Raw genomic sequence first — 26,225 nt, forward strand, 5'->3', positions numbered from 1 at the left:
CACCCTTGTCTTAAGCTAACGGTTGGCACTATCAGCCCCCGTATCGGACTTTCACCGACGAGTAAACGCCCATGCCGGGCGCACTAAAAAAAAAGATAAAAGCTTAAATGCTTCTATCTTAAAACACATGTTTACATTAAAATCTTTATTGCTCTAAAAATAAATCTGCAATTTTCTTAGCCGAATTTGCTCCATTTATTTTCTCAATCATTTCACCTTTAGATAATAAATCAAACAATTTCAATATTATCTCCCCCTCACTTTCTTTAAGTGAAATCATAATTATTATATTTGTTTCAGTGTCATTCTCCCAAATTATAGAATTTTTAAGTTTGAAAATAGTTAACGAAGATTTTTCCACAAACTCCGGAAGTCCATGAGGAATCGCAACATTGCCTACAATTATTGTACCACCCATCATCTCCCTTTTATACACACTCATTACATACTCTTCCGTGACATAGCCCTTTATTTGTAGCAATTTACACATTGCGTCAATTACATCTAGCTTTGAAAATAGATCATCTCTAATTTGTATGAGTTCTTCATTTATAACATATGATAATGGGCTAATTACCTTTATTCCCAGTAAGTTCTTTAGCGCTAGTTTTCCATCTTCTTTTAAAATATCTGGAAATGAAATAAATGGAATACCCAAAACTTCAGGATTAATAGTTCCTACTATTGCTACTATATTATGCTGTTCACGAATTTCACGAATTTTATCCTGAGCACTATCTTTGTTCATAATTCCAATTGGAATTATATCTATATTTTCATTTGAACTATCCATTATATCTTCAATATACTTCTTAATTTTCAATGCCGAGCCTACACCAGTTATGCAGACTGTTATTATTGTCTTTGAATACTTAGTAGCTGCCTTTATTCCACCAACATAAGACTTATCTCCATCTAATGCATCAGCTATTTCATCTAAATCACTAGTTATCAGCGCTCTTCTTACTGCTTCCAGCACCATTACAGTATCAACTCTACCAACTACTCTTGTAGGTATTCCCGTTTGTTTAGTAATAATTTCACCAAAGGTTACAAGAGAACCCATATCAACCAGAAGTAAGCAACCTTTTCCTTCATATACTTTTTTTATTGTTTCTATGGTTTTTTTAAGCAGTGTTTGAGGACTCTCCTCAAGTGACATTTCAATTCCTATGGCAAGATTTGTGCCTAATAGTTTATTTGATACATCTACCATTCCGCAGGCTACATGTCCGTGGCTTAATACAATAACATTCACCCTGCTTATCTTTTGATTCATAGTAGAAAAGGTTTTTAAGTACATAGCTATAAAACCAACTTCATCATCAGGTAACTCTATATCTAAACTACTATTTATCTCACTGGTAAGTATTTTAGCAACTCTGTATTCATTATAATATTCATTTTTAATATAATCTAATTGAGAATTTTTAATTATTTTTCCTTGTTTTATCCTCTCTAATGTAGAATTTAGGTGCACAGCTATACAATAATAAAAATTTTCTTTTAGATTATCTATGTAACTTTTGGCTATGTTAGTTACATTTTCAACAACCCTCAATACTTTTTCATCAATTACATCCTTTAGTTCTTCTTTATGAAAAAGTGTATTTGATTCTATATTTTTAGCAAATCTATTTAAATCAAACTTCATTTTATTCCATATGATCTTATTTATTTCATCTTTTTTATGACCTTGCTTTTCAAGATGATAATATTTTTCTTGTATATTGCTATATATTTTATCAGGTAATATATACCTGTCATCCTTTAGCTTATATGTACTTACCTCTCCAGGGTTAACAATCAGGTCATCATCACATATCTCCTCTGAAATTGAGTTTCTGCTTGAAACACTAAGTATTCCTAGTGGCACATGATCAGGCAAATCTGTTATTTCAATAACGACGGATAAATTGTTGCTTAATGAATTTAAAAATCCTTTAGCACATGCCACTTGAATATCACTTCTTAATTGACCTATATTACCTGGACAACCATATAATAATAAGGATCTAATAACATCAAACTTAATAGTAATTTCTTTACCAACTCTTGCAGCTTCCTGAGAAAAAAAATTTTCAATTAATATGTATCTTTCACTAATTGGCCTATCATTAATGGATGGAAGATCAATTATCATGGGTATCCTTCTTCTGAAAGTCAATAATAGTGAAGATTCTGGATCCTCTGTAGTTGCCGCAGTTATCATTACATTTGCTATTCTACTATTTTCTGTTTCACCTAGTCTCCTATAGTTTCCTTTATCCAGCAAATGAAACAATATTTCTTGTCCTTCATTAGGTAACCTATGTACTTCATCTAAAAACAATATACCACCATTTGCTTTTTCCACTATGCCTATCTTATCAGTACTTGCTCCAGTAAATGCACCTTTTACATATCCAAATAATTGGGAAAGAAGTAATTGAGGGTTATCTGAATAATCAGCACAATTAAACACTATGAAAGGAGCATTATTATTAAAATTCGAAGAATTAATAGCAAAGTTGTACATAGCTTCTGCAAAAAAACTTTTTCCTACCCCTGAAGGCCCAAGTATCAGAGTATGAAGGCCATGTGGAGGGTATAAAATTGCTGCCTCCGCTTGTCTTATTTGATTTCTGAGTGATCCATGATATCCTATAACCTCTCTTAGATTATTGTTTTTATTTATATTTATATTTTTGTGATTATTTTTATAATAATTTTGGACATCGGTTATATCACCGGTGCTTACATTTACTACTGTCTTTTCTATTGCTCCACTTAATGACACTTTATCACTATCTACAATATCTTTATCTTCATTCAAAACAACTTGTTTTCTTATTTGAGTGACAGAATACCTTGAGATGTCATAACCAATTTCAGATAAATTTTTACATAACATATTATCTGATATTAGCTTATTATCACTAATAATCTTTTTAATATCCACATATAAAACCTTTTCTCTTCTTTGGTTAGAATTAAGTAGATTCTTCTCTTTTCTAAATTTAGTTATATATGCTCTAGTAGTATTTACTTTTTTTGCTATATCATTATCTGTTAATGGTATCTTTTTATCTTCAGTTTCAATTAACTCAAGTATCGTTTTTTCAATCACAATTTAACCTCCCATAAACCACTCTATCCTCTTTAACTAATTGTATTCTATTTTTGTTGTCCTTACAATAATTGATGCATTTTATTTAAAATCGAAAGCTTGTGCTATGTAAACCATGCATTATTTAGTATTTTTATACCTTCAGCAATGTCATTTTCAGATATTTCGCCAAAACCAAGCATAATCATATTATTAGAATATTTCTCTAACCTCATCCAAAACGTTGATACGGCATTAACTATTACACCATGATTTTTAGCCCTTATTATAATTTCATCTTCACTTAATCCATTTTTCAATTCTACCAAGATATCTATCGGAAGTAAAGAGGTTATGGGCTATAGATCTATGGGAACTGGATTTTTAATTGAAGGTACTGCAAAATTTATCAAGTCTGGCTCAGAATTTGATATTATGAAAGAAAAGTTTTCATTTCTAAATAGAGTGCTTGAAATAACAGTTACATCTGCAAAGCAAACACTTTAGGATTCCTTTTACAAATCTTTAATTCACTGGTTGGCATCTTCAACACTTAACATGTCGTCAGTTCTTCATGCCCAGCTGCCCTTTCTGTTTATTAAGAAGTGTAGTTATCAAATTTCATCTAAAAAGCAACATTCTAATAACAAGAATGTTGCTTTTTTAGAGTTAGTGTTTAAACCTCTTATTTACTTCATCTCTCTACTACGACAATCACGAGGTGAAAGATTTGGATTGGATTAAAATTAAGAATCTTCAGGATGATTTTAATGTATTAGTTTCAAATCTTTCAGATGTAGAAAAAGAAAAACTATTTGATGCACTTGACTGGAGTTTACATAGCAAAACCGACACAAGTGCCTATATTTTAATTTTAAATAATAATAAAATGGGGTAATTTTCGGTAATTTAGATATGTTATTAAAATACATATTTAAGTGATTGGTATACATAATGAAAATCTGGTCATTATAATATTTACAGAGACTTAATAAATATATATTGTGAAAGGTTGTGTTTTAGATGGGGTTTTTAAGTAGAATAGGTGGAATAATAATACTTTTTTGGTTCTTAGGGTTTATGTTTAATATTGGTGGACAAATGATTCATTGGTTACTTGTTATCGCTGCAATAGTATTAATTGTAGATATGATTTCAGAAAAAAGAAGAAGAACTTAAAAAATTGTTATTCTGATAATGAAGATTAATAACCGGTAAAACCCCCGTATTTCACTGCAGCTTTAATTACTCTGTAGTACTTCTAAATCTTCTTGTAAAATATGGAGCAGATATCAATATAAAGGATAAATATATTTTAATAAAATACGGTGGAAAAACTAAATTACAGTATTCTCAACCTTAACACATTAACTATTTTTAACACAAAAGAACCACTGAAGCATATTTAATTATACTTCAGTGGTTTTTTCTTGGTTATCTATTCTCATTGTTGCTTATGTTTGCTAATAACTCACCGTTGGAGTGATATCTTTTATATGAAGATTAGCATTTGCTTTCTTCATTAATTTTACCTCAATTTTAGTTTATTTAATTATTAAATTACTGTAATTAAATTGTTCTTAGAATTTTCAAAAATTTTGTTCAATATTTATGATATACTAAAAATACAATTAAGAATTAAAAAGGAGTTGAAATTGGTTCTTACAAAGCCTAATGTATTATGGAAAATACGAACCTTAAAAGTATGAAGATTACTAAAACTATATTTATAATTATCATTTTTATTTTAGCATTATGTGGAATATTCTATCTAAGCAATTCTGTAACTAATAAAAATAATATAGTTACAGTTACAATACCAGAAGGATATACAAATATAGAAATAGGACAAGCATTAGAAATATCAGGATTGGTTACAGAAAAAGATTTTATAAATGAAACTGAGAACTGGGCAGATAATAATTACTGGTTTTTAAAAGAAGTGCCCAATGATAAACATAAGTTAGATGGTTTCTTATATCCTGCAACGTATTCTTTTTCAAATAAAACATCAAGCAAAACAATTATAAATGAAATGCTTAAAGGTTTCCAATTAAACATAGCACCTAATAAAGATTATATTATTAAAAATAAATTGAATATAAGAAATACTTTAATAACAGCTTCTCTAGTAGAAAAAGAAGCAAAAAAAGAAGTAGACAGGCCCAAAATAGCTAGTGTTATTTACAATAGGATAAATAAAAATATGGCATTGCAAATAGACGCAACAATACTATATGTCATTGGTCATAAAGCAAAACTATACAATAAAGACTTAGCAGTAAAATCCCCATATAATACTTACTTGAATAAAGGGTTACCCCCATCACCAATATGTAGTCCAGGAACTAAGTCAATAAATGCTGCTATCCACCCAGCAAATACTAATTATATTTATTATGTATTAAATAGTAAAACTAATGAGCATATATTTTCTGAAACATATGCTCAGCACCTTAAAAATGTATCTATATATATTAAATAATTAAAATAGTCCCCATGATGAATATAAATTCATTATGGGGACTATTTTTTATACCATATTTAAGTGACTAAATTCCTTTCCACCCATTATAAACACCAAAGCAATATTGAATATACGAACTTCTATTTTTATCAAAGCCAAAGCAATTACTGCTAACTCCTTTCCTTAATAGTTTTAAATTTATTCACTTTATTTCTAAGCTATAAATTATAATTTAATTTTAGTTAACATTTAATAATTAGTTTACATAATCCTTAGTATGTAAACTAATTATTGTTATTAGATAAATATCAAAAAAAGTAGAGACTCTTTTTAGTCTCTACTTTTTTAATATTTTCCTTTTTTTAGCTACCTTAAAATCTACAGTTATTGATCAAAACATAAAAGTGGAACTTTCATCTATTTTTCAAGAAACGGTTACCCTATTTCGATAATTCTATCAGAAAAAATAATCTTTCCGTCCTCTAGTGTAGTAATTTCCCCTAGATATTCATCAATGCAGTCTATCCCTGTTTTATTGTTTAAATTTCTTGTTTTATCTACAAGAGCTACCGTTCCTTCAAATAAGAAAGCAATAGTATCACTCATGGAGAAAGCATCTTCTTTCTCATGGGTAATCATAATTGTTGTTATACTAAACTTCTTTTGAATCTTCATTATATAAGCCTTAACATAATTCTTTAGGTTATTGTCGAGACCAGTAAAAGGCTCATCCAACAGAAGCACCTTAGGATCTACAGCTAATGCTCTCATTAATGATGCTAGCTGCTGTTGTCCTCCCGAAAGCTGATGAGGGTATTTTTTCATATGCTCTTCCATATTAAAAAATTCAGTAAGAGAATTCACCTTTTGTCTAATCATTTCTTTAGATACCTTCCTCATTTTAAGGCCAAACTCCACATTTTCTCTTATAGTCATATGGGGAAATAGTAGTTTCGCTTGATGTACCATCACTATGTTTCTTTTTTCAATATGTACATCATTTATAATGTTTCCATCTACTAATATACTTCCTCTTTTAGGAATTAGAGCTCCTGTGATAATTTTAAATATTGTAGTCTTTCCCACTCCACTAGGACCTAAAATAGAAAAAAACTCACCATTTTCAATGGTTAAATTTATATCTTTTAAGATTTTATTTTTGCCAATAGAAAAATCTATACCCTTTAATTCTATTTTACTCATATCCATACCTCATAATTAGCTCTTCTTTCTTAATATATTTTTACCGATTAAAGATGTAAATATCATTACAACCACACCGTAGAATATATACATTAATGTATATGCTGCTGAAATATTTCTATTAGAATTAGTTATATAAGGTGTCATAATCATAGAAAAATTAACATGTTTATTGTTACCGATAAATAGATTAATAAAATATTGGGAATATGAAATAATAAAGGCCATGAAAAACGACCCAATATATCCCTTAATATATATCGGTATATTTATATATTTAAAAGCTTGCCAGAAGGAAGCTCCTAGTCCTCTAGCTGTTAATTCCTCTTCTATACCCCAAACCGTATAATAAGAATAGGTCATCTTAAAAGCATATGGCAGTGAAAAATAAGTATGCAAAATTAAAAGTGCAAAAGTTGAAGACAATGGGCTTTTCAAAAACAATTTATGACTTCCTAAACATACACTTATTACTGGCAATAGCATTGGTAAATAAAAAATACTTTCTAAGGCAATCTTAGCTTTTATGTTTATTGTAATCAAAAACCTAGATACCATTATACTGCTAATTGTGGCTATCAATGCTACTTCCACAGAAAAAATCACTGATTTTATTCCAATATACCAATCCTTTGAAGTAAAAAAGTATTGAAACCCAGCTAGGGTAAAGGAATTAGGTAGTATATCTGTAGACCTCCAATTAGTAAAAAAGGCCCAAATGACCATAGATAGAATTGGTAATATAAGAAAAGCAAAAATCATAATTAATACTACTCTATAGCAGAATTTGTTCATTATAATATCTCCCCTTCTCCATGGCCCTTTATCATATTATAATATAAAAAACATAACACAATAGATATTATAATCATAATCATATTTATAGCCATACCATAAATTCTATTAGAGAGATCAGAATTCAAATACGTCTTGTAAGCATATACTCCTATTGAAATAGGATTTGATGGTCCTAAATAATAAAATCCTTCATAGGTAAACATATTAAAGTTAAAAATGATTAAAAAAGAAGTTACTACTGACCTTTTCGCTAAGGGTAATAGTATTTTTATTATATATTTAAATTTAGTACAGCCTAAATTCTGAGCTACAAAACTATAGGTCTCATCAGCCTTCCTAAAAATTGGCGCCACACAAAAGGCTACAAAGGGCAATCCCTTAAATATATTCAAAAGTATTACACCTAACCCACTGGAAGTATAAATTAAATTAACATTAGCCTGTGAAATTCCCAAAGTAGAAACAATATGATATAGTAAGCCCTTATCACTATAGGTATTATAAATTAGTGCAGCAGCTGCAACATAGGATAACAATATGGGAATTTTATATAGAAGACTCATAAAATTATACTGCCACTTTGAAACATAGTATCCGGTGTAAACACCTAGGATAGTAGCAAGTACTGCAGATATAAATGCTACTTTAAAACTAAAATATAAGCTTTTCAGGAAAATATGATCTGTAAATAAATCCACATAATACTTAGTGGTAAAATTATTAAAGGAAAGCTCAGGAATATATCCTAAGCTTTCTAAAAATGTATTTATGATAACAACTATGGTAACTGTAACTATTATTGATAATGCAGGCAGCATTAATAATATTCCTTGAATTCTCTTCTTTTTAATATTATTTATCAAAAAGAATCACATCCTCCCATATCTTATCGATTATAACTACTAAATCTGATTTAAGCTCTGGCTGCTGATGCTTTGAAAGCTCTTCATATTTTAAAATTGAGTCCGCGTATTCCTTTGCAGGTGTTAGTACTTTATCAAGGTTTCCCTTTTCCTCTAAGGATATCTTTTTATATTGTATTGATGGTAAATCCGCCCAGCCATCTAAGTTTGCCTTAGATATTTGCATCTCAGGTGATAATGCCGCATTAATTACCTTTAAAGCCCCTTCAACATTTGGCGCATTAGCTGCTATTGCTAAATAATGAGTATTGAATGGTGTTCCTTTATCCCATACAGCAGTTTTTGTAGTTGAAACCCAACTTTTATTTTTAACCATGCTTAAAGCCTTATTTGCAGTATAGGCCATTGTAATATCTATTTCTCCATCTTGATATAAACTATCTAGTTGAGCGGAATCAGCTGGATACACTTGTCCTTTTTTCCATAGGTAGGGCTCAAGCGCCTTAAAATATTCTAATGCTGGAGTAATTGATTTCTTAACCGCATCGTAGCTAGGGTCTAAATTTTTCAACTTATCATATCCAACTATATCATATAATACTGTTCTAATGAATGCTGAGCCAGAAAAATCATTGGACTTTGGATATGTAAACCGTCCTGGGTTATTTACCACATATTCTTTGAGGCTTTGTGCATTAGTGGGTATTGACTTAACCCTTTTGCTGTCATAGTTAAATACAAATTGAGCTGTTCCTAAAGGTGCTTCATAACCATCTGTAGCATAACCGAAATCTGTAGTTGCTGAGGGTCCTTCTAGGTCATAATATTTTTTTGCATTTGCCAAAGAATTTAGAAATGGTCCATGTAAAAGATTATTTTTCTTTGCATAGTAAAAATTCTCACCATTAATCCAAATTACATCAATTGATCCAGTTTTAGATGAACTTTTTTCATCCGTAAGTTTTAATAAAATTTCATCAATATTCATTGGCACACGATTAAGAGTTACATTATAATTTTCTTTTACATACTTTCCTAATTCATTATCAATCCAAGCATTAACTCTTTCATCTCCACCCCAACCGTAGAGGGTTACCGTTTGATTTCTCACTACCTTATTTCCACAGCCTGCAAAAACGACCATGGAAATCATTAACGTAAAGACTAAAACAACCCATAATAGTTTCTTATTTTTCATAGTCCCCCCCTGAAAACTTAATAGTATAAATAATCTTTGTATTGCCTATATAACACTCTAATGTATTATCCTCAGCTTATCTTATGTATTAGAGAATCCTTCAGTTTCCTTGCCAATAAATTTTCTTTTGATGAAAAATCCAACTAGCATTACCAACACCGCGAGTACTCCTGAAATGGAGAAATACCTCCATTTATCTTCACCTGCAGTAAGTCCTGCAGCTCCAATAGTAAAAAATGATACTCCAGGAAACATAAATATAAAGGTATAAATTGTATACTTCCAAAAACTTATATCTGTAACTCCGTATGCAAAGTTTTGTAGATTGTATGGAAAAATTGGCACCATTCTAGTGATCATAAGAACTATCAGATCACTTTTTTCATCCTTAGAAAATAATAATTTTTTTAAAATCTTATTTTTTTCAAGCATTGGTTTAATTGAATCCTTAAGGAAAAATCTTCCCACTACAAAAGCAAGTGAGGCTCCAATTGTTGTTGCGATCAAACAAGAAAATATACCAATGCAAGGTCCAAACACCATACCTGCAACAATAGCAAAGGTAACACCTGGAAGGGCCAAAACCACACAACCAATAATTGTTAGAATTATATAAATACCCATTGCTAATAGCATGTTTTCTTCTACAATATTCTTAAGAAAAACTAAATTTTCTTTATTTCCTAAGTATTTAGACCATCCGAAGTATCTATTTAAAATCAAAATTGCAATAATAATCCCTACAAAAATAAATATTTTAACCTTATTTCTATTCTTATTCACGTGCACCTCCAACCATATACCAATATAGTATAACAATGACAGTGGCTCAAAATTTAGTTTCATAAACTAAATTTTAAGCCAGTCAATTTTATTTTTATTTTTTTTGTTTTGATTTGTTAAACATAGTAATTAGCACAAGTCCTAAGATTATAATAATTAGTAATGCCCCATTGATTACTGAAAAGGGAATTTTATTTATATGAATTCCTTCCCGAATGATAGAAGCAGGTACCACCTTTAATCTTTGGAACCCATAAAGTATCATGGCATAAATTGTACAAACAAACAAATTAGCGGTAGAAGATACACCACTTAGTATGAGTTGTTTTCTTCTTGAAATTGCACTTAAAATTACAGATAAAAGGATGAATGATGCAAAAAATATGTAACCTATATTTACCCTCATTTCAAGCCATTCACTTTTAAAACTGGTAATTGCAATTACCAGGGCCCATAAAAAACTATTATAAACAATATTAAAATATTTCATATAACACCATAAGTTTCAATTATTTAGCAAGACGAAAAGTAACTGTTACTACTTTCCCATCTTCTGGTAATACATCTTTATCACCATAGAATTTAACAACGTTATTTTGTGTAGTTCCAGTTAGATATGCTGCATCACTTGTAATACCTGTTGCACAGCTATCTAAACAAAGTACACATCCAGTATTGTTTTTCTTAGCACTTTCAAGGTTTCCACCAAAACGTAAATCCATAGGTTTTTCTACACTTGCTTTGATAATATCTGCAAATGGAATTTCTTTAGCTTGTCCCTCCCAAGTTACTACGGCGGTTAACTTGTCTCCATCAACTGCTACTCCATTATCAGCACCTGCTTTCATATCTGTTGCTTTTAAGTTGTTTCCAGGTTTAGCTCCAATATCAAGTAATGCTTGATGGAATTCTTTTTCATCTGCAAGGCCACGAAGAAGTGATTTTTCTCCATTTGATCCTTTTTCAAAAACAATTCCATGACGTGTTGCTTCTGTAAAATACTTACCATTTACTTCACAAAGCATTTTAATTTCCTTTGCCTCTTTGTCAACTACTAATACTTTTGCCTCAGTTTTTGATACTTCCGGTGTTGCTTTAGTACAAGCTGCAAGTGAGAATATAAGTGCAGCTACCAATAAAACGGTTAATATTTTTTTCATTGTCATAATTGTTCAAGCTCCCTTTAATTTATAATTTTTTTATTAAACATCTGTAAAACAGATTATTTATTTACACTTAATTTTTTCTTTTGTTTTTCTAGATAAATTTGCCTAAACAATATAACTAATGCAGATAGTGCAAATAAACATAATAGACCTGTTACAAATAATTTTGTTCCTCCAGTTAACATACTTCCTACATAAGAGTAAATAATTGTTGCAGGTAATTGCCCTATACCCGTTGCAATAAAGAATGAGCCAAATGACATAGAGGTTAAACCTGCTGCATAACTTACAATATCAAAAGAAATAAATGGTAACAATCTGGCCATCAAGATACTTATTTTACCATGTTTCATGAAAAATTTATCAATTTGTTCTAGTCCCGTTTTGCTTGTTAATTTGATTACAATATCTCTCCCTAAAACCTTAGCGATATAAAAACAAACTGCTGCTCCTGCCATGGCACTAGCCCATGAAAGCAGTGCTCCTTGCCACCAACCAAATAGGTTTGCATTAGCAAAGGTAATTAGGAAAGCTGGCAGTGGTGCAGCTATAGATTGAAATATCATTAATAAAAAAGAAATAACTGCAGCATATGCTCCATAGGATGCTACAAATGAGCTAACAAGTGTAAAATCTCCACTTGCAAACATTTTAAAGATGGTATTAAATGCTCCCTTTATAGATGGTACAAATAAATAGCTTAAAACTAAAACTAAAAGTAGTAGGATTATTATAATTTTACTAATGGGACTCTTTTTCTTATTAGGTGTATTTTCCATTTTATTTCTCCTTAATTCAATATTATAATCTTCTATTTTAAAATTCCTTTTTCCATTCATAAGTTTTTTGTGTATAATCTAAAAACCAATATTATGTGTACTTCTTAAAATTGTTGTTCCTTTAGAACTAATTTTTTTACCATTTTTGAGTTTTCAGGATCTAAATACCCCAATAATAATAAAATAAATATAGTATATTGATCTTTTTTTCATTTTTGCTCTTCTATAATTTCATCTTTATTAAATATTAATGCACAAATATGTTATCAATGTTCTTTGTAATTGTCCAATAGATATTACCTATGCCTATTGATATATCTATTGGTAAATTAATTAGCTTGAATAATTATTACTATTATGAGATTCAAGAGCTTATGTGATTTTAACTTAAAAAAATACTCCAAGGATAGTATTTTCTATCCTTGGAGTATTTTCTATCCTTGGAGTATTTTCACAGTAAATATTGATGCTATACTTTCCTATTGCTCATTAGCCTAAACTTTTTAGGGGTAAATAACTTATTTAGCTTATAATAAGCTTTTAATTTTTTCTTCTATTTTTTCTGGTTCATAAGTTGGAGCAAATCTGTCTACAACCTTACCATTTTTATCTATAAGAAACTTTGTGAAGTTCCATTTAATATCATCGCCATCAGTATTAAATCCCATCTCTGACAATTTTTTATACAATCCTTCTGAGGCATCATCTTCCAATGCTTTAGGTTGTTCTTTCTTTATAAACTTATACAATTCATCTGCATTGTCGCCATTTACATCTATTTTATCAAAGGTTTGAAAAGTTGTGCCGTATGTAAACTGGCAAAAGTTAGCGATTTCTTCACTACTCCCTGGAGCTTGAGCAAAAAATTGATTACTTGGAAAATCTAATATTTCGAAACCTTGATTTTTATATTTGTCATAAACCTTTTGAAGTCCTTCATATTGTGGTGTAAACCCACAGCCTGTGGCAGTATTAACTATTAAAAGCACCTTTCCTTTGTAATCCTCCATTGAAACTTCCTTACCTTCTATGTTTTTTACCTTAAAATCATATATCATTTTAATTTCTCCTTTTTATATATATTTTTTTGTTTGTTTTAAAAATAACTTTTTAATCATAATATTCTTTATTTTTTTATATTTTTAGTTTTTTAATAATTTTTCAATATCAACCTTTATTTTTAATGGAGATATTGTAGGTCCATATCTCTTAATTACATTACCCTCTGAATCTAGTAGAAACTTAGTAAAGTTCCATTTTATTTCCTTACCTAAAAGACCTTTTGCTTCATCTTTTAAAAATTTATATAAGGGATGTGCAGTTTTTCCATTCACATCTATTTTTTCAAACATAGTAAAAGAAACTCCATAGTTTAATTGGCAAAAATTTTGTATTTCTTCATTACTTCCTGAATCTTGCTTTGCGAATTGATTACAAGGAAATCCTAAGATTTCTAAACCTCTTTCTTTGTATTCCCTATTTAATTGTTCCAAATCTTCGAACTGAGGTGTTAATCCACATTTACTTGCAGTATTTACAATTAAAACTACTTTACCTTTGTACTTCTCCATCTTTATTTCTTGACCATCCATTTCCTTTGCTGAAAAATCATAAAATTTCATATTTACTACTTCCTTTCGATTCTATCTTAACTAAATTTCTTTAACAATTCATCTAAGGATTTTTTTAAAACCATAAATTCCTCTATAGTTATTCCAACTTTACAAGCTATTAGTTCTGGAACTTCAAGTATTTCATCTTTTAATAATCTTCCCTTTTCATCCAATTCAATTACTACTACTCTGTCATCTGTTGGATCCCTATATCTTATTATTAATTCCATACCCTCTAGCTTTTTTAGCACTGAAGTAAGAGTTCCAGAATCCAGATGCAATCTTTTTCCAATTTCCTTGACAGTTATTTTTTCTTCTTCCCATAATACTAACATTGTTACATATTGTGTATAAGTAAGATTATATTTATCAAGAACTGGTTTATATAATTTTATTACTTCCCTTGATGCAGCATATAATGAAAAACATAACTGATTGTCTAATTTAATTGTTTCATATTTATCCATAGTTAACCTCTTTGTGCTAAATATAATTTGATTAAATTTAATTGTATCAAATTCAACCTATAATTTATTATATGGTTTATTATTCCCATTGTCAAGACATTTCATATATTTATTTTACCGTTTTTTATGTTTCTTTATCATATGAATTTATACTTTGCTTAAGCTCCCTCCCTTTGCAAAGAAATGCCGTATATTCTTTTCAACTGACGGATCAAGAATTAATGGTGGTGCATGGTGTGGTTTCCTACGTGCATCAATAATCATATTATCACAGGCCCAGTGCTTATTTTCATAATAGCTATTAACTCCATAAATATCATGTGAAGGGTTACTTCTTGTAAATGTGACCCATATAAAATTTTGTAGAGAAAGACTCATAAATGTACTGTCATCGCATATGACGATTATTGGGCAAGTTGGCATGGCACCTCTTGCGTCAATTGCCCAGCTTAAGTCATCTAATTGCTTTTGCACTTCTTTATAACTTAAAAATTCAGGTCCTTCCATTGCGACGATGCCTGGTATTAAGAGCCTTGGATTTTTAAAACCTTGTAAATCCATTAACTGCTTGGGCACGTCACCACACAATTTTCTTTTCTGATCACCACATGCAGCAATTATCATTTTGCTACCAGTATTTAGACCCGTTCCCCAATAATCAAGAGTATCCATGGTTGTATTTGTTTGAAAATGAATGTCACGATGAAGGTCAATTCTTTCAAGTATATATGTTAAGAATTCTATCTCTTTATGTGTATCTAACGGTTTACTCTCTTCCGCCGTAATAAATAAATATTTAGCTAAACTAAGTTGTCCTGTTCCTAAAATCCGGTTAGCAATGGTGAGAAGTTCAGCCGGTTGTTTGACCTTTTGGTAGGGTGTATACCTCTCACTTCCTATGGCAAATAGCAATGGATGAACACCCGCTGCATCTATTGCATGAACTTCTTTCACACCAGGAATTTCATATTTTACCGCATTACCAGTTAACTCATGGATAAGATTGCCGAAAGAAGTATCTTCCTTCGGAGGACGACCAACAACTGTAAATGGCCAGATTCCATTGGACTTTGCGTATACTTTATGCACCCTCATTAATGGAAAATCATGAATAAGACTATAATATCCAATGTGATCACCAAAAGGGCCTTCAGGTTTCGTTTCACCTGGATAAATTTCACCAGTAATTACAAAATCAGCATCAAGACTAATACAATAACCATCAACATAAGTGTAACGAAAATTACGTCCAGAAAGAAGTCCCGCAAAGGTCATTTCACTTAATCCCTCAGGTAATGGCATGATGGCAGCTAGTGTATGAGCAGGAGGGCCTCCAATAAAAATGCTCACTTTAAGCGGGACACCAAGCTTGTTCGCTTTCTCTTGATGAATACCGATTCCACGGTGAATTTGATAATGCATGCCTACTTCTTTATTCATTTCATAATCGTTGCCACTAAGCTGAACACGATACATTCCTAAATTACTGCTCATAATACCAGGTTTTTCTGGATTTTCTGTGTAGACTTGAGGCAAAGATGTAATCTGAAGCAGGTTGTGTGTATTAGTGAAAACAATGGTTACATTAGAATATATATATGCACCCTGATATAATTAAATTTAAAAGAGGATTCTCCCTTAAATTAAGTGATAATCCTCTTTTAACTTATATTATTTAGCCTTCTATTTCCTCAGTGAGCTTTATTATCTCATCAATTATATTACCAATATGCTCTATAGTATCAAGGAGTGGCTTTTCTGTGGTTATATCTACTCCTGCCATTTTTGCAAGCTCTACTGGTGTTTTAGTTGAGCCCGCTTTAAGTACAGCTCTCCAATCATCTATAGCTGGTGTGCCTTCACTTAAAATCCTCTTGCTAACCTCTGTGGCTATGGTAAGTCCTGCACTGTAAGTATAAGAATAAAGTCCCATGTAATAATGAGGCTGTCTCATCCATGTAAGTTCTGCTCCAACATTTATTTTTACATCTTCTCCCCAGAATTTTTCAAGTACACTTCTTTTTATTTCATTAAGCTTTGTAGCTTGAACACTTCCGCCCTGATCAATTATATTGTATACCTCTCTTTGATATGCTGCTTCTAAAAGGTGTGTTACAAAGTTATGATAATAGGTATGTCCTATCATTGAGGATAAAACCCATCTCTTAAATCTAGGATCATCATTAACTTTCATAAGATAATTTGCCATGAGCATCTCATTCATTGTAGATGGTGATTCTACAAAATATGTTGAGACCTCTGTATCAAATATATTTTGGCTTTTGTTACATAACTCAAAGTGTCCTGCATGTCCAAGCTCATGAGCTAGTGTAAATACCTCTGCCATTTTTTCAGTCCAAGAAATTAAAATGAAAGAATGACTTCCATAAGGACTTGCACAGAAGGCTCCTGTAGATTTTCCTTTGTTTTGTGCAAAGTCAATCCATCTCTCATCATAAGCTCTTTTAATCATTGTAAGGTAATCTTCACCAAGTATTGATAAGGCCCCTTCAATGTATTTTTCAGACCCCTCTACTGTTATATTAGGCTCGTAGCCTGGATCAACTGAAATCTTCAAATCTGCAAAGGTCATTTCCTCTATTTTATGCATCTTCCCAAGAAGCCTTGCATACTTTCTCATGTGAGGTGCCAGCTTTTCCATAATTAAGTCTATCTGCCTGTTATATAACTTCCTATCTACTTTTTGAGAGAATAACAAACTATCTATAACAGAATCAAACCCTCTAAGTGTTGCCATTGTTTTTTCCTTTTGTACTTGAGTCTGATAAACTGCAGCTATTGTATTCTGATATTCCTTTAATTTACAAGAGAAAGCTTCAAAAGCAGCTCTACGGATCTTTATATCATTTTCAGATTCCCATTCATCTTCAAAAAGTCCAAAACTAAGTGGATGCTCCACTCCGTCTACAATAAAATTACCAAAATCCATATCTGCAAGCTTAGCTTGTTCATAAATGCTATAAGGAGCTTCTAATGTACCCGCTAAAGCAGCTAATACTCTTTCTACTTCTGGATGAAGTGCATGTGCCTTGTCTCTTTTTATATCCTTTAAATAATTGCTATTTTCCTTTGACTCGCTTATCGCATCTTCAATAATTTTTTCATTAGCTTGCATAATCTCGCTTTTTACAAAGCTCAGCCTACTGTCAATATCAGATGCAATATTCATATATTGCATATCTCTATCTTGATTTTCATTGTTAGTATAATCCACTGAAACTGCAAGTTCTGCGTAAGATTCTGCACGGTACGAAATCTCGGCTATCTCTCTCACTTTATCCAAACATTGATTAATATTTCTTGCTGTATTCAGTTTCCCCTTATAATTTTTTTCCACTTCTGAAGTAATTCCTTGAATCTCTTTTACAGCCAAATTATACTGATGCTCGGTTGAATAAATAGCAGATAAATCCCAAGTAAGTGATTGCTCTACATCTTTTCTATCTTTTAAAGTTTTTCCCATTTTAAAGCCCCCTTCGTATTGTAATTATTTATATTTTATACCTTATTATTCATTTGGTCTATACATCAGTGTCAAAAATTACCCTAAAAAATATCGCCCTGGCAGGTACTATTTCACTAAGCTAATTCAGTCAGTTGTTTTAAAGGCCTTGCAGATTTTAATTGCCTCCGTAAAATTTTTAGAGTCATACATTATTTGTGCTTGATATAAATACATATTATCATCAGACGGATTAATCAAAATTGCAGTTTTGAATACTTCTAATGCCTTATTTTTATCGGCTATCCGAAGATAGTATTCTCCTTTTATGCAAAGTAAGTCTGGATCACTTTGATACATTTCATAAGCAAGTGATATATAATTTTTTACCAATTTTAAATCACTTCCAAGTAGAGCCCTCTGTGCTTCTTCCCTGTAATGAAAGTATTGTTCGTAGTCAATTTTAATACTTGTATTAAAAGAACAATAGCCGAGAACTCTCTCTTCACCTATCTGCTTAAATAGATACTTAGTAAAAGTTTCTGGATAGGAATCATTAAGAAACCTTTCTTGTTCATCCCAATGAAAGGTTTCATTTAAAATATTACATATATTTCTAGTAAGAAAGTGATGTCCCATTAAGAACTCTATCATTTTTGCATTTATAAGGGACACAAACTCTAATTTCCACATAATGTCATAATTTAAAAGTTCAATCCAATTCTTTTCCTGAGTACGATAGGTAAAATTATTATATATAGAATTTACCCTTTCAAAAAACTCATAAATATCCTGTTCATAGTTAACTTTCGTATCAACAAAATCATTAACAATATTGACATTAGGAGGGCTATAGTTATTATTGTATTCTGGAACATCATCATAACTTTCTTCTACAAATGGCCTTTGTATTTCCTCAACCTTTAATGGATATTTAATAATTTCTTTTATTAAAGCTTCTTCTTTTGGTGGAATATTTGCCACCTTATAAATGCCATTTTTCCTGGCAAACTTTAAAGCACTATTATAAGCTTCATGGAGTAACTGAAAACCTTGTGGGTTATCCTCTGGATGATTTATTCTTAATTTTTTAGCATATGCCTTTTTTATTGCTGATATCTCGGCGGTAGGATCTATCTCTAGAATCTCCTATCAGTTCACGTTTGTCACCTAAGGGCTCCTGATACAGTCGCTCTCCTTTTGCAAGGAGTAGCCTATTCTCCATTTTATCTCTTGGGTGAAATTTTATATCCTTTAAAGCATTTAATCTTTCTTCGATTTCTTCCCTTGACATACTTCCCTTATTTTTTTCAATAACCAGTCGATTTTTATCTCCAGTACTTACCGTAACAACCTCAACTTCTGGATCTTCTTCGTCAATAACCAGATGATTGAATCCTATAATATATGCACTTCCAGTGATTTTAACAACAATTGCATTATGTTCTCCTACTTTTGTTTCCTCAATTATTCTTCCTTTAAAAGTAGTACCTGTTATACTTTCATTTACAAAAGTCTCACCGACTTTTAATTCTCCTTGTTCATAAATCATTGCTATTTTTGCACAAGTTCCTGTTATGGGGATCAAACTGACCTGTTCCAAAGATAACAACGTTAAATAAACTACCTCTCAAGACAAGATACAATCACTTGTGCACAATCTCTCGCTCCATTTTCCATAGCAATATTTTGAGCGAGGGTTTTAGAATTTAGAACTATATTATCACTGAGGGCAAATTCAATTGCCACCGCAAGTCTTCCAGCGGTCAGGTCTCTTCCGTAAATAGGCTTTGAGCCAACACCTAAGTCATTAGCTCTGTGCGCCCATGCAAACTGGTCATTGGAAAAAGGAATAATCACACTTGGCACACCTGCCTTAAAGCCCGCGGCAGTGGTTCCGGCACCGACATGATGACAAACTGCAGAAACATGCTCAAATAGCCAGCTGTGTGGAGTACTGCCAATTGCGATTACAGTTTCAGGCAGATGTTCTATACTACCCATACCACTGATGATTGCCCGTTTACCACATTTATGAACCGCCTCAAGAATCAGCTTTACAGTTTTATCCTTTTGGTCTAGATTAAAAACACTCCCAAAGCCGATATATACAGGTTTTTCACCTTTTGCAAGAAATTCATCGAGTTCCTTTGGTGGTACATATTCGACTTGTTCCTCTACAAACCAATAACCGTTTTGATGTATGTTCTCATTCCAGTCTTTTGGTCTTGGAAATACAAAGTTACTGCATGATACTAATGCAGGTCGATTTTTGTCAACTTTTTCAAAAGGACAGGAAAAACCATTTGGAAGTTTACCATTTTTCTTTTGGTTAAGAGCATTTTTAACGGATTATCAGACGATTGCGAGTAAAATTAAGAATTCAATTAAGCCATTAGTCATGCAACAAATTTCTAAAAAAGTTGACATAAATGAAATTGAACTTGATTTTATTTTAGAATATATTCTTTCGGCTATGATTGCCATAGTTAGTTATTGGTTTAGAATGAACAAGGTTTTGCCGGCAGAAGACTTAATATTAATTATGTATCAACTTATGGATAACAAAATTATAAATAAACTTACACAACAAAAATAGGAAATGACATTTTTTATCCACGAAGAAATTACTGTATATACTAATCTAATATTGTTTTTATTTAAGCACCATAAATGGTCGTTTTGGAACTAAAAAATAAAGCTAGTAGATAAACAATTATCTACTAGCTTTATTTCACTAAGCTCCATACCTTTCCCTCATTTTGTTTAATAATTCTATTTATTTTTATATTCCTTTTCTAACTTAGAAAATGTATAAGATATTATTAATGCTATTATCCCCACTATCATAAATACTAGTGTCTTAATTATAAAGCTAAACGAATAGAAATCTACCAACATCAATTTAGCACAAGTTATAAGCGATAATATTAAACCGTATTTTCTAAGTTTAGAATTGTTTATCTTAAATCCTAAAAATACACTACCTAATGCAACTAACATCAGTGATGTACTAAGTAGTAATTGTTTAAATTCATACATTACATCCACTATAAAGCTTAATCTAACTACTATATAAGTTGATAGCAATGCATAAATCAGCACCTTATTTTGTCTTAATATTTTACTATCTACATACTCTTTCGTGAACATGAATACTAAAAGGTAAACTATAAGAGCGGTAGTTAGATAAAACTCTGTGCTCCCAACTAAGCCCGAAATTATACAGCCAAGAGCTATAAAACATAAACTTATATAATTCATTATTTTTATTTTATCATGTCTTAATATATTCACTTTGTTTATTATAATTGTGTAGATAACACAAATACTCAATACTATAAATGACTCTAAATTATTTAACACCTCTATATCCATAATGTGATTTAGTACCCACCCTGCTATAGTTAAGAGGTAAAAATATTTAAATACTATGATTACTAGATTATTTTTAAGTTCTTTACAACAATAGAGTATTGAAGCAAACAATACTAAATATATAATAGTAATAGGTTTTCTTATATTTATTAAGTAACTTAATATACTTATGAATACTAATCCTTTTAAAGTGAATTCCAAAAGATAATTTTTATATTTTATCCATTCCAATAATGTAATAAAAACTAGAATGGATACAAATATTGTAACTGCAGTATATTTTTCACCCCTTGTGTTTATTCTTATAAGTATGGCTAAACAAGTTAATATGGTACCTACATATCCCGTCCATTTAGATGAATTTTTCACTCTTAATAATATTACAATTCCAATAATACAGTAGGCGACTAAAGGTGCATACCAAATGTTTGAGTTCCAGTATATTCCTAACGTTACCATAGGATATATTAAAAAATACAGTAGTAACCCCACCGAGTTAAGTCTGCTTTCACTATCTTTGCAAGTCAGCATAAATTGTACACTATATATAACCATGATTGATATTAAAAGCACTATTTGAACATTCTCATCAAAATTCATTCCAATTATTACAGTAGAGAATAATGCTAGCATCGATGTGTAGAATTCAAATGGTATGTTTATATCTTTGTTTTTTATTGCTTGCAGTGGAAAATATATATTAAGTATATTTATAAGAACTAATATTATAACTATAATGTAAGACTGCTGCATAGATATAACACCTATAGGTACTAAGCATATATATGCTCCTATTAGAGTTACAATTCTAAGTAAATTTGATTCCTTTTTATAACTTAAATAAATTGCTCCGCCAGTTATAATTGCAGTGATAGTAAGTGCAGCTATACCTGTAAGATTGTCTAATGCTAAGTAATTTATTATTACCGCTGTATATAAACCAGATATTCCAAGCGCCGTTATCCCTTTTGAGAATTTATAGTTTTTCTTACTAAAGTATAATTCCCCTGCTAACAGAATTAACGTAGGTATTATAAATAGAGTTACTCCCTTTATCTCTTTTGACATAAAGTTTACATAAACATATCTACCAAATGTAGAAAGCGATATTAAAATTAAAATTATACCAACTAAGTTTAATGCCCCTACCCCGAGTTTTAGTCCCTTCCCTTCTTTTTTCTTAGCTGTAGTGTTATTTACAATTGGCACACTTTCAGTTAAAGCACTATTAGTAGGTTCTTGTGATACTGTGTTCTCTCTAATTTTTGTTTCTAGATTAATTAGTTTACTTTCTAAGTTACCTGCAATTTGGAATAAGTTGGATATTTCCACATTAAAGCCTAATTTTTTACTGACATTTGTATTTACCAGTGTATCCATTCTATTTTTCAGCAAAACAAACTCATTTCTAGTTTGATCCACTACACTGCTATTGCTCCTCTTGAGTTTATCTAATAATTGTTTATTTTCTAGGTATAGTACCTCTTTTTCACTTTTATCTACTGTTTCTAAGTCTAACAATATAAGATGGATTTCTTTATTTATTTCATCTTGTAACCTTAGATATTCATGGATATCCTTCATTTAAAGTCCCCCCCACATGTTATTTTCAAAATATATAATTATATATTCACACAATTATAACATTTCTTTACAACTAGTAAAAGCGGGTAAACCTGCTATTTTTTCACTTGCATTATTCAATCCATACTATCCCACATGTTACCCCTTCTACTTCCTCATATTTTAATAAAACTGAGAATTACAATAGATGAAGCTTGCTTTTAATGTAATTGTGATCGTCATTGTTTTGAATTAGTTAAAAATCAATATTTTATATAATATATTGAAAATATATATTGATTTTGCACTGCATAAACTTAACACAGAATTAACTAAACTACCTATAAGTTCAAAATATTTTCATTTATAATAAGTATATAAATAATTAAGAGGAAGGTGATATTTTGAAAAAAATCGAATTTAATAAGGAACTAATGGATTCCTTATTTATAGCCGTAGGATTTATATTAATTGCATTTTCAATTACTTCTATTTTGAAACCAAATGGATTAATAACAGGTGGTATAACTGGATTATCAATCATATTAGAAAAGTTAATTCATATTAAATATACCTATATCTATTACGTGCTATCTATTTTAGTTTTAACCATCGCTTGGATATCTATGGGAAAGAGAGAAGGTATAAAAATAATTACCCTGTCCATAATATTTCCTTTTGTATTGATTGTTTTTGAAAAATTTAATTTTTACTTTATACGTGATGATATGATGCTGGCCTCAATTTATTTTGGACTAATTTGTGGAATCGGTTCTGGTCTCGTACTAAAAAGAGGTTTTTCAATGGGTGGTACAGATACCATTGCTAAAATTATTCACCATAAGATTTTTACTTTTGTAAATGTAAGCGAAATTTTACTTTGTATTGACGGAACACTAATTGCACTATCAGCCATAGTATACAGTTTAAATATTGCACTTTATGCTATTATTTCACAGATTATAGTTGTTATCGTAATTAACACCGTTATGTTTGGATTTGGTTCAAAAAAAGTTAAACTTGAGATTATAAGTAATCACCACAAGGATATAACTGAATATATAATTCACAGTATTAAAAGAGGTGTTACAAGTTATGAGGTGAAAGGTTGTTATAAAAATTTAGCACAATTAAAACTTTTAACAATATGTTCTCCGAGAGAATCTATGTTAATTAAGAGATATATATCACAAACTGATCCTGATGCATTTGTAGATGTATTACCTGTAATTTCAGTATGGGGAAAAGGAGTAGGATTTGATAGTTTATCAGGGGAGTAGAATTAATAGGGATAATTCCAATGATAATTGTTTTTATTTAATAATATATATTAATTAAAAACAAAATGTATAAATACAAGGTAATATATTATTAAGACATAACCTTTTATAAAAATCTTAGCAGCATAAGTCTCCATTTTATGAACCTTGGCTAATCCTATGTTTTAACAATATTTACGGTAAGTACTAACATAGTTTTACACAGGATTAACATAAGTAATTATTCCATCTATATTTTTCTTTCTTGTAAAATCTACTGGCCTGTCGTAACTGGATAGCATCCCTTTTTCATCAGGTGTTAATTGCTTTTTAATCTTCAGTTTCCATTTTGCATACTTTTCTGTAAATCCTGTTTTTGATTTGTATATTACTATAGTTTTCATTATTTCCACCTCTTAAAATATATGTTTTTAACTTTTTTATTGCGATATCTCCTAATAATACAATATATAAGTATATTATATATTGGGAGAGTTAATATTAGATTAAGATTTATGTATATTTATGTTAATTCGGCTTAGTATCGTAATTAAACTCAAAAAACTGTTATTGCATAGCTTTCTTATGCAATAACAGTTTTATTTTTATCCTATTAAAAAATATAATTTATCCATAAATATATTAAGCTAACCCCATTTGTAGCAACAATCTGTACTCCTAAAGTTTTTCTACATAGACTTTTCAGCTAATTTAGACAAGGGGCTTCTTTCTACTTGTTCTAAAGTTACATGTCCTGTAATAGCGAAAGTTTTCATTTTTTCAATGGTATAAACTAATCCATTGGATTTTTCATCAACCAATGTATTATCAATTTGATTATCCGATGGATCACCTATAAACACAAATTTAGACCCAAAGCCAGCTCTTGTAAGCATAAGCTTTGCCAGATGAGGTGTGGTTTGCTGTGATTCATCAACTATAACCAATGCATCTGAAAGTGTTCTCCCTCTCATATAAGTAAAGGTTTTAGTTTCTATTACCCCACTTTTGCGGAATTTATTAATAAAGTCACTTACTGATACTTCTGTTTTTTTAACTTCATGTTCATCAATTTTTTTAATCTTATTACTTTTATCATTTTTTTTCTTACTTTTATTTTTTAAATCCATTAAATTTTCTATTGAGTCATAAAAACTTCCCATCCAAGGTTTTAATTTTTCTTCCTCTGTACCAGGTAAAAATCCAATATCATCTCCTGCAGGTACAACCGGTTTAACAAAAATTACTCTTCTAAATATTCCTTGTTCTATTACCTTTCGAAGGGCAACTGCAGTTGAAAGAATTGTCTTTCCCGATCCCGCTCCGCCAGAAATTGTTACTAAATCTATGGTTGGATCCATTAGTAACTCAAATGCCATTTTTTGCATTATATCCTACTATACCTTCTCTTTTTTTAAGGTTATCTAACTCTTCTATACATATTATTGGAATAATGATATTATTGTCTTCAAAATTGTAAATAAAATCAGGATCGTGAACCATTACATTTGTGTCAATAATGTAGTTTTTAATCATTGTTACCCTTATTAAACAAAGTTAAAAAGGTGGCTTTGTTTAATAAAGTTTCACCTCCTCAATAATTATTTATGTCTAGTTAAACTATATCATAGATATAATTTAACATCATAAAATTAACTTACTCTTTACATTATTGGTATAAATCTTAACAGTATTATCATATTTCTACCTATAGTGATGTTTTATACCTGTTAAGTCCATTGCATTGTAATATTATTTTAAAGTGTATGTTCTTCTAAAGCTTTCGTAGCCTCTCATGCCCCTGGTTTACTCCCAAGTGCAGTATTGTTATTTTTATAATGTATCTTAAATCTAAATCTTAAATAATATCCACCTACAAGTACTTAGCTCATATTTTATCTCATATAGCTTCTCATTTCCGTTTATCACACTCTGACATTTAAACACTAACATATTGTTCCCCGCCAGCTTTTCTTTATCAACGCAAATAACCTTATCTATTTTAACAACAGAATTACTTTCATCTTCATTAGTTATTTTAAATCTCACAGGATTCATATTTCCCAATGCATCGGTCCAAGAAACTACTTCAATAGGCTTTGCTATAATTTTCATATTACCCCTCCAAACATATGTT

28 protein-coding genes and 1 pseudogene are annotated in these 26,225 nt (G+C 30.4%); 6 read left to right on the plus strand and 23 right to left on the minus strand.

Translation table 11 applies throughout. The features are described 5' to 3' along the window. Window positions 1-145: 145 nt before the first annotated feature. Both KPL51_RS08245 and KPL51_RS08250 read right to left on the minus strand, forming a co-directional pair. Complete coding sequence (locus KPL51_RS08245; RefSeq protein ID WP_216159371.1) at window positions 146-3,109, minus strand: sigma 54-interacting transcriptional regulator; 2,964 nt, start codon at window positions 3,107-3,109, stop codon at window positions 146-148. A 104-nt stretch (window positions 3,110-3,213) separates the two neighbouring features. Continuing rightward, window positions 3,214-3,408: a hypothetical protein gene (locus KPL51_RS08250; RefSeq protein ID WP_216159373.1), complete on the minus strand. Its 195-nt coding sequence runs from the start codon at window positions 3,406-3,408 to the stop codon at window positions 3,214-3,216. 13 nt (window positions 3,409-3,421) lie between these two features. On the opposite strand from KPL51_RS08250, the pseudogene KPL51_RS08255 reads away from it, so the two are divergent. From KPL51_RS08255 to mltG, 4 genes and pseudogenes are all read left to right on the plus strand, one after another. Then, window positions 3,422-3,595: pseudogene (locus KPL51_RS08255) on the plus strand (FMN-binding protein); the annotation flags it as partial. 223 nt (window positions 3,596-3,818) lie between these two features. Continuing rightward, complete coding sequence (locus tag KPL51_RS08260; protein WP_216159376.1) at window positions 3,819-3,986, plus strand: hypothetical protein; 168 nt, start codon at window positions 3,819-3,821, stop codon at window positions 3,984-3,986. A 125-nt stretch (window positions 3,987-4,111) separates the two neighbouring features. Continuing rightward, complete coding sequence (locus KPL51_RS08265; protein WP_216159379.1) at window positions 4,112-4,267, plus strand: lmo0937 family membrane protein; 156 nt, start codon at window positions 4,112-4,114, stop codon at window positions 4,265-4,267. 502 nt (window positions 4,268-4,769) lie between these two features. After that, window positions 4,770-5,573, plus strand: coding sequence for an endolytic transglycosylase MltG (mltG, locus tag KPL51_RS08270; protein WP_216159382.1), 804 nt, complete (start codon window positions 4,770-4,772; stop codon window positions 5,571-5,573). Between the two features lie 417 nt (window positions 5,574-5,990). On the opposite strand, the gene KPL51_RS08275 is transcribed toward mltG, so the two are convergent. The 16 genes from KPL51_RS08275 to KPL51_RS24490 all read right to left on the minus strand — a co-directional run bounded on the left by KPL51_RS08275 (window position 5,991) and on the right by KPL51_RS24490 (window position 19,892). Then, the gene (locus KPL51_RS08275) at window positions 5,991-6,758 is read right to left on the minus strand and encodes an ABC transporter ATP-binding protein (protein ID WP_216159385.1); all 768 of its coding nucleotides are present in this window, start codon (window positions 6,756-6,758) and stop codon (window positions 5,991-5,993) included. A 15-nt stretch (window positions 6,759-6,773) separates the two neighbouring features. Continuing rightward, on the minus strand, window positions 6,774-7,553 hold the full coding sequence (locus tag KPL51_RS08280) for an ABC transporter permease (protein WP_216159388.1): 780 nt from the start codon (window positions 7,551-7,553) through the stop codon (window positions 6,774-6,776). Then, window positions 7,553-8,419 carry an ABC transporter permease subunit gene (locus KPL51_RS08285; RefSeq protein WP_216159391.1) on the minus strand — a complete coding sequence of 289 codons (867 nt, stop codon included), beginning with the start codon at window positions 8,417-8,419 and terminating at the stop codon, window positions 7,553-7,555. Before KPL51_RS08285 ends, KPL51_RS08280 begins: the two co-directional genes overlap by 1 nt. Then, window positions 8,409-9,617 (minus strand): ABC transporter substrate-binding protein, encoded by a 1,209-nt coding sequence (locus tag KPL51_RS08290; protein WP_216159394.1) that lies wholly within the window; start codon window positions 9,615-9,617, stop codon window positions 8,409-8,411. Before KPL51_RS08290 ends, KPL51_RS08285 begins: the two co-directional genes overlap by 11 nt. Window positions 9,618-9,698: 81 nt before the next feature. Continuing rightward, window positions 9,699-10,400 carry a TVP38/TMEM64 family protein gene (locus KPL51_RS08295; RefSeq protein WP_224853805.1) on the minus strand — a complete coding sequence of 234 codons (702 nt, stop codon included), beginning with the start codon at window positions 10,398-10,400 and terminating at the stop codon, window positions 9,699-9,701. Window positions 10,401-10,494: 94 nt separating this feature from the next. Beyond that, the gene (locus KPL51_RS08300) at window positions 10,495-10,890 is read right to left on the minus strand and encodes a hypothetical protein (protein WP_216159401.1); all 396 of its coding nucleotides are present in this window, start codon (window positions 10,888-10,890) and stop codon (window positions 10,495-10,497) included. 19 nt (window positions 10,891-10,909) lie between these two features. After that, a complete protein-coding gene (locus KPL51_RS08305) occupies window positions 10,910-11,566 on the minus strand; it encodes a YdjY domain-containing protein (protein ID WP_216159404.1) in 657 nt (218 codons plus the stop codon). A gap of 56 nt (window positions 11,567-11,622) precedes the next feature. After that, entirely contained in the window at window positions 11,623-12,345 is a 723-nt protein-coding gene (locus KPL51_RS08310) for a TVP38/TMEM64 family protein (protein ID WP_216159407.1), read from the minus strand. Window positions 12,346-12,872: 527 nt separating this feature from the next. Next, window positions 12,873-13,403 (minus strand): glutathione peroxidase, encoded by a 531-nt coding sequence (locus tag KPL51_RS08315; RefSeq protein WP_216159410.1) that lies wholly within the window; start codon window positions 13,401-13,403, stop codon window positions 12,873-12,875. A gap of 84 nt (window positions 13,404-13,487) precedes the next feature. After that, the gene (locus tag KPL51_RS08320) at window positions 13,488-13,967 is read right to left on the minus strand and encodes a glutathione peroxidase (RefSeq protein ID WP_216159413.1); all 480 of its coding nucleotides are present in this window, start codon (window positions 13,965-13,967) and stop codon (window positions 13,488-13,490) included. Window positions 13,968-13,993: 26 nt separating this feature from the next. Further along, entirely contained in the window at window positions 13,994-14,425 is a 432-nt protein-coding gene (locus KPL51_RS08325; protein WP_216159416.1) for a MarR family winged helix-turn-helix transcriptional regulator, read from the minus strand. A gap of 147 nt (window positions 14,426-14,572) precedes the next feature. Beyond that, window positions 14,573-15,961, minus strand: coding sequence for a UbiD family decarboxylase (locus tag KPL51_RS08330; protein ID WP_216159419.1), 1,389 nt, complete (start codon window positions 15,959-15,961; stop codon window positions 14,573-14,575). A 139-nt stretch (window positions 15,962-16,100) separates the two neighbouring features. Further along, window positions 16,101-17,909, minus strand: a complete 1,809-nt coding sequence (gene pepF / locus KPL51_RS08335) for an oligoendopeptidase F (RefSeq protein WP_216159422.1) — start codon at window positions 17,907-17,909, stop codon at window positions 16,101-16,103. A 126-nt stretch (window positions 17,910-18,035) separates the two neighbouring features. Beyond that, on the minus strand, window positions 18,036-18,872 hold the full coding sequence (locus KPL51_RS08340) for a tetratricopeptide repeat protein (protein WP_216159425.1): 837 nt from the start codon (window positions 18,870-18,872) through the stop codon (window positions 18,036-18,038). A 106-nt stretch (window positions 18,873-18,978) separates the two neighbouring features. Further along, window positions 18,979-19,476 carry a proline racemase family protein gene (locus tag KPL51_RS24485; protein WP_376770080.1) on the minus strand — a complete coding sequence of 166 codons (498 nt, stop codon included), beginning with the start codon at window positions 19,474-19,476 and terminating at the stop codon, window positions 18,979-18,981. Between the two features lie 35 nt (window positions 19,477-19,511). Further along, window positions 19,512-19,892 carry a glycosyltransferase gene (locus KPL51_RS24490; protein WP_376770081.1) on the minus strand — a complete coding sequence of 127 codons (381 nt, stop codon included), beginning with the start codon at window positions 19,890-19,892 and terminating at the stop codon, window positions 19,512-19,514. 268 nt (window positions 19,893-20,160) lie between these two features. On the opposite strand from KPL51_RS24490, the gene KPL51_RS08355 reads away from it, so the two are divergent. Further along, window positions 20,161-20,487, plus strand: coding sequence for a TetR-like C-terminal domain-containing protein (locus KPL51_RS08355; protein ID WP_216159431.1), 327 nt, complete (start codon window positions 20,161-20,163; stop codon window positions 20,485-20,487). A gap of 176 nt (window positions 20,488-20,663) precedes the next feature. Here KPL51_RS08355 and KPL51_RS08360 read toward each other — a convergent pair whose 3' ends face one another. Then, window positions 20,664-22,850, minus strand: a complete 2,187-nt coding sequence (locus KPL51_RS08360) for a DUF2339 domain-containing protein (protein WP_216159434.1) — start codon at window positions 22,848-22,850, stop codon at window positions 20,664-20,666. A gap of 383 nt (window positions 22,851-23,233) precedes the next feature. Between KPL51_RS08360 and KPL51_RS08365 the strand changes: the two genes are divergently transcribed. Further along, a complete protein-coding gene (locus tag KPL51_RS08365; protein ID WP_224853803.1) occupies window positions 23,234-24,109 on the plus strand; it encodes a YitT family protein in 876 nt (291 codons plus the stop codon). A 197-nt stretch (window positions 24,110-24,306) separates the two neighbouring features. Here KPL51_RS08365 and KPL51_RS08370 read toward each other — a convergent pair whose 3' ends face one another. The 4 genes from KPL51_RS08370 to KPL51_RS08385 form a co-directional block, all read right to left on the minus strand. Further along, window positions 24,307-24,492 (minus strand): hypothetical protein, encoded by a 186-nt coding sequence (locus tag KPL51_RS08370; RefSeq protein ID WP_216159437.1) that lies wholly within the window; start codon window positions 24,490-24,492, stop codon window positions 24,307-24,309. 285 nt (window positions 24,493-24,777) lie between these two features. Next, complete coding sequence (locus KPL51_RS08375) at window positions 24,778-25,476, minus strand: PhoH family protein (RefSeq protein WP_216159440.1); 699 nt, start codon at window positions 25,474-25,476, stop codon at window positions 24,778-24,780. Then, entirely contained in the window at window positions 25,457-25,624 is a 168-nt protein-coding gene (locus tag KPL51_RS08380; RefSeq protein WP_216159443.1) for a PIN domain-containing protein, read from the minus strand. Before KPL51_RS08380 ends, KPL51_RS08375 begins: the two co-directional genes overlap by 20 nt. Before the next feature lie 315 nt (window positions 25,625-25,939). Then, on the minus strand, window positions 25,940-26,203 hold the full coding sequence (locus KPL51_RS08385; protein WP_216159447.1) for a hypothetical protein: 264 nt from the start codon (window positions 26,201-26,203) through the stop codon (window positions 25,940-25,942). Window positions 26,204-26,225 lie beyond the last annotated feature (22 nt).

This window comes from Clostridium bowmanii, assembly GCF_018861315.1.
In the GTDB taxonomy this organism is placed as follows: domain Bacteria; phylum Bacillota; class Clostridia; order Clostridiales; family Clostridiaceae; genus Clostridium_AD; species Clostridium_AD bowmanii.

Coding starts and splice junctions, on each gene's coding strand:
- KPL51_RS08370 (WP_216159437.1), bottom strand. CDS start 24,492: ATGAAAACTATAGTAATATACAAATCAAAAACAGGATTTACAGAAAAG.
- KPL51_RS08275 (WP_216159385.1), bottom strand. CDS start 6,758: ATGAGTAAAATAGAATTAAAGGGTATAGATTTTTCTATTGGCAAAAAT.
- KPL51_RS08320 (WP_216159413.1), bottom strand. CDS start 13,967: ATGAAATTTTATGATTTTTCAGCAAAGGAAATGGATGGTCAAGAAATA.
- KPL51_RS08380 (WP_216159443.1), bottom strand. CDS start 25,624: ATGATTAAAAACTACATTATTGACACAAATGTAATGGTTCACGATCCT.
- KPL51_RS08375 (WP_216159440.1), bottom strand. CDS start 25,476: ATGCAAAAAATGGCATTTGAGTTACTAATGGATCCAACCATAGATTTA.
- KPL51_RS08300 (WP_216159401.1), bottom strand. CDS start 10,890: ATGAAATATTTTAATATTGTTTATAATAGTTTTTTATGGGCCCTGGTA.
- KPL51_RS08280 (WP_216159388.1), bottom strand. CDS start 7,553: ATGAACAAATTCTGCTATAGAGTAGTATTAATTATGATTTTTGCTTTT.
- KPL51_RS08310 (WP_216159407.1), bottom strand. CDS start 12,345: ATGGAAAATACACCTAATAAGAAAAAGAGTCCCATTAGTAAAATTATA.
- KPL51_RS08360 (WP_216159434.1), bottom strand. CDS start 22,850: ATGAAGGATATCCATGAATATCTAAGGTTACAAGATGAAATAAATAAA.
- KPL51_RS24490 (WP_376770081.1), bottom strand. CDS start 19,892: ATGGGTAGTATAGAACATCTGCCTGAAACTGTAATCGCAATTGGCAGT.
- pepF (WP_216159422.1), bottom strand. CDS start 17,909: ATGGGAAAAACTTTAAAAGATAGAAAAGATGTAGAGCAATCACTTACT.
- KPL51_RS08385 (WP_216159447.1), bottom strand. CDS start 26,203: ATGAAAATTATAGCAAAGCCTATTGAAGTAGTTTCTTGGACCGATGCA.
- KPL51_RS08315 (WP_216159410.1), bottom strand. CDS start 13,403: ATGATATATGATTTTAAGGTAAAAAACATAGAAGGTAAGGAAGTTTCA.
- KPL51_RS08265 (WP_216159379.1), top strand. CDS start 4,112: ATGGGGTTTTTAAGTAGAATAGGTGGAATAATAATACTTTTTTGGTTC.
- mltG (WP_216159382.1), top strand. CDS start 4,770: ATGGAAAATACGAACCTTAAAAGTATGAAGATTACTAAAACTATATTT.
- KPL51_RS08290 (WP_216159394.1), bottom strand. CDS start 9,617: ATGAAAAATAAGAAACTATTATGGGTTGTTTTAGTCTTTACGTTAATG.
- KPL51_RS08325 (WP_216159416.1), bottom strand. CDS start 14,425: ATGGATAAATATGAAACAATTAAATTAGACAATCAGTTATGTTTTTCA.
- KPL51_RS08305 (WP_216159404.1), bottom strand. CDS start 11,566: ATGACAATGAAAAAAATATTAACCGTTTTATTGGTAGCTGCACTTATA.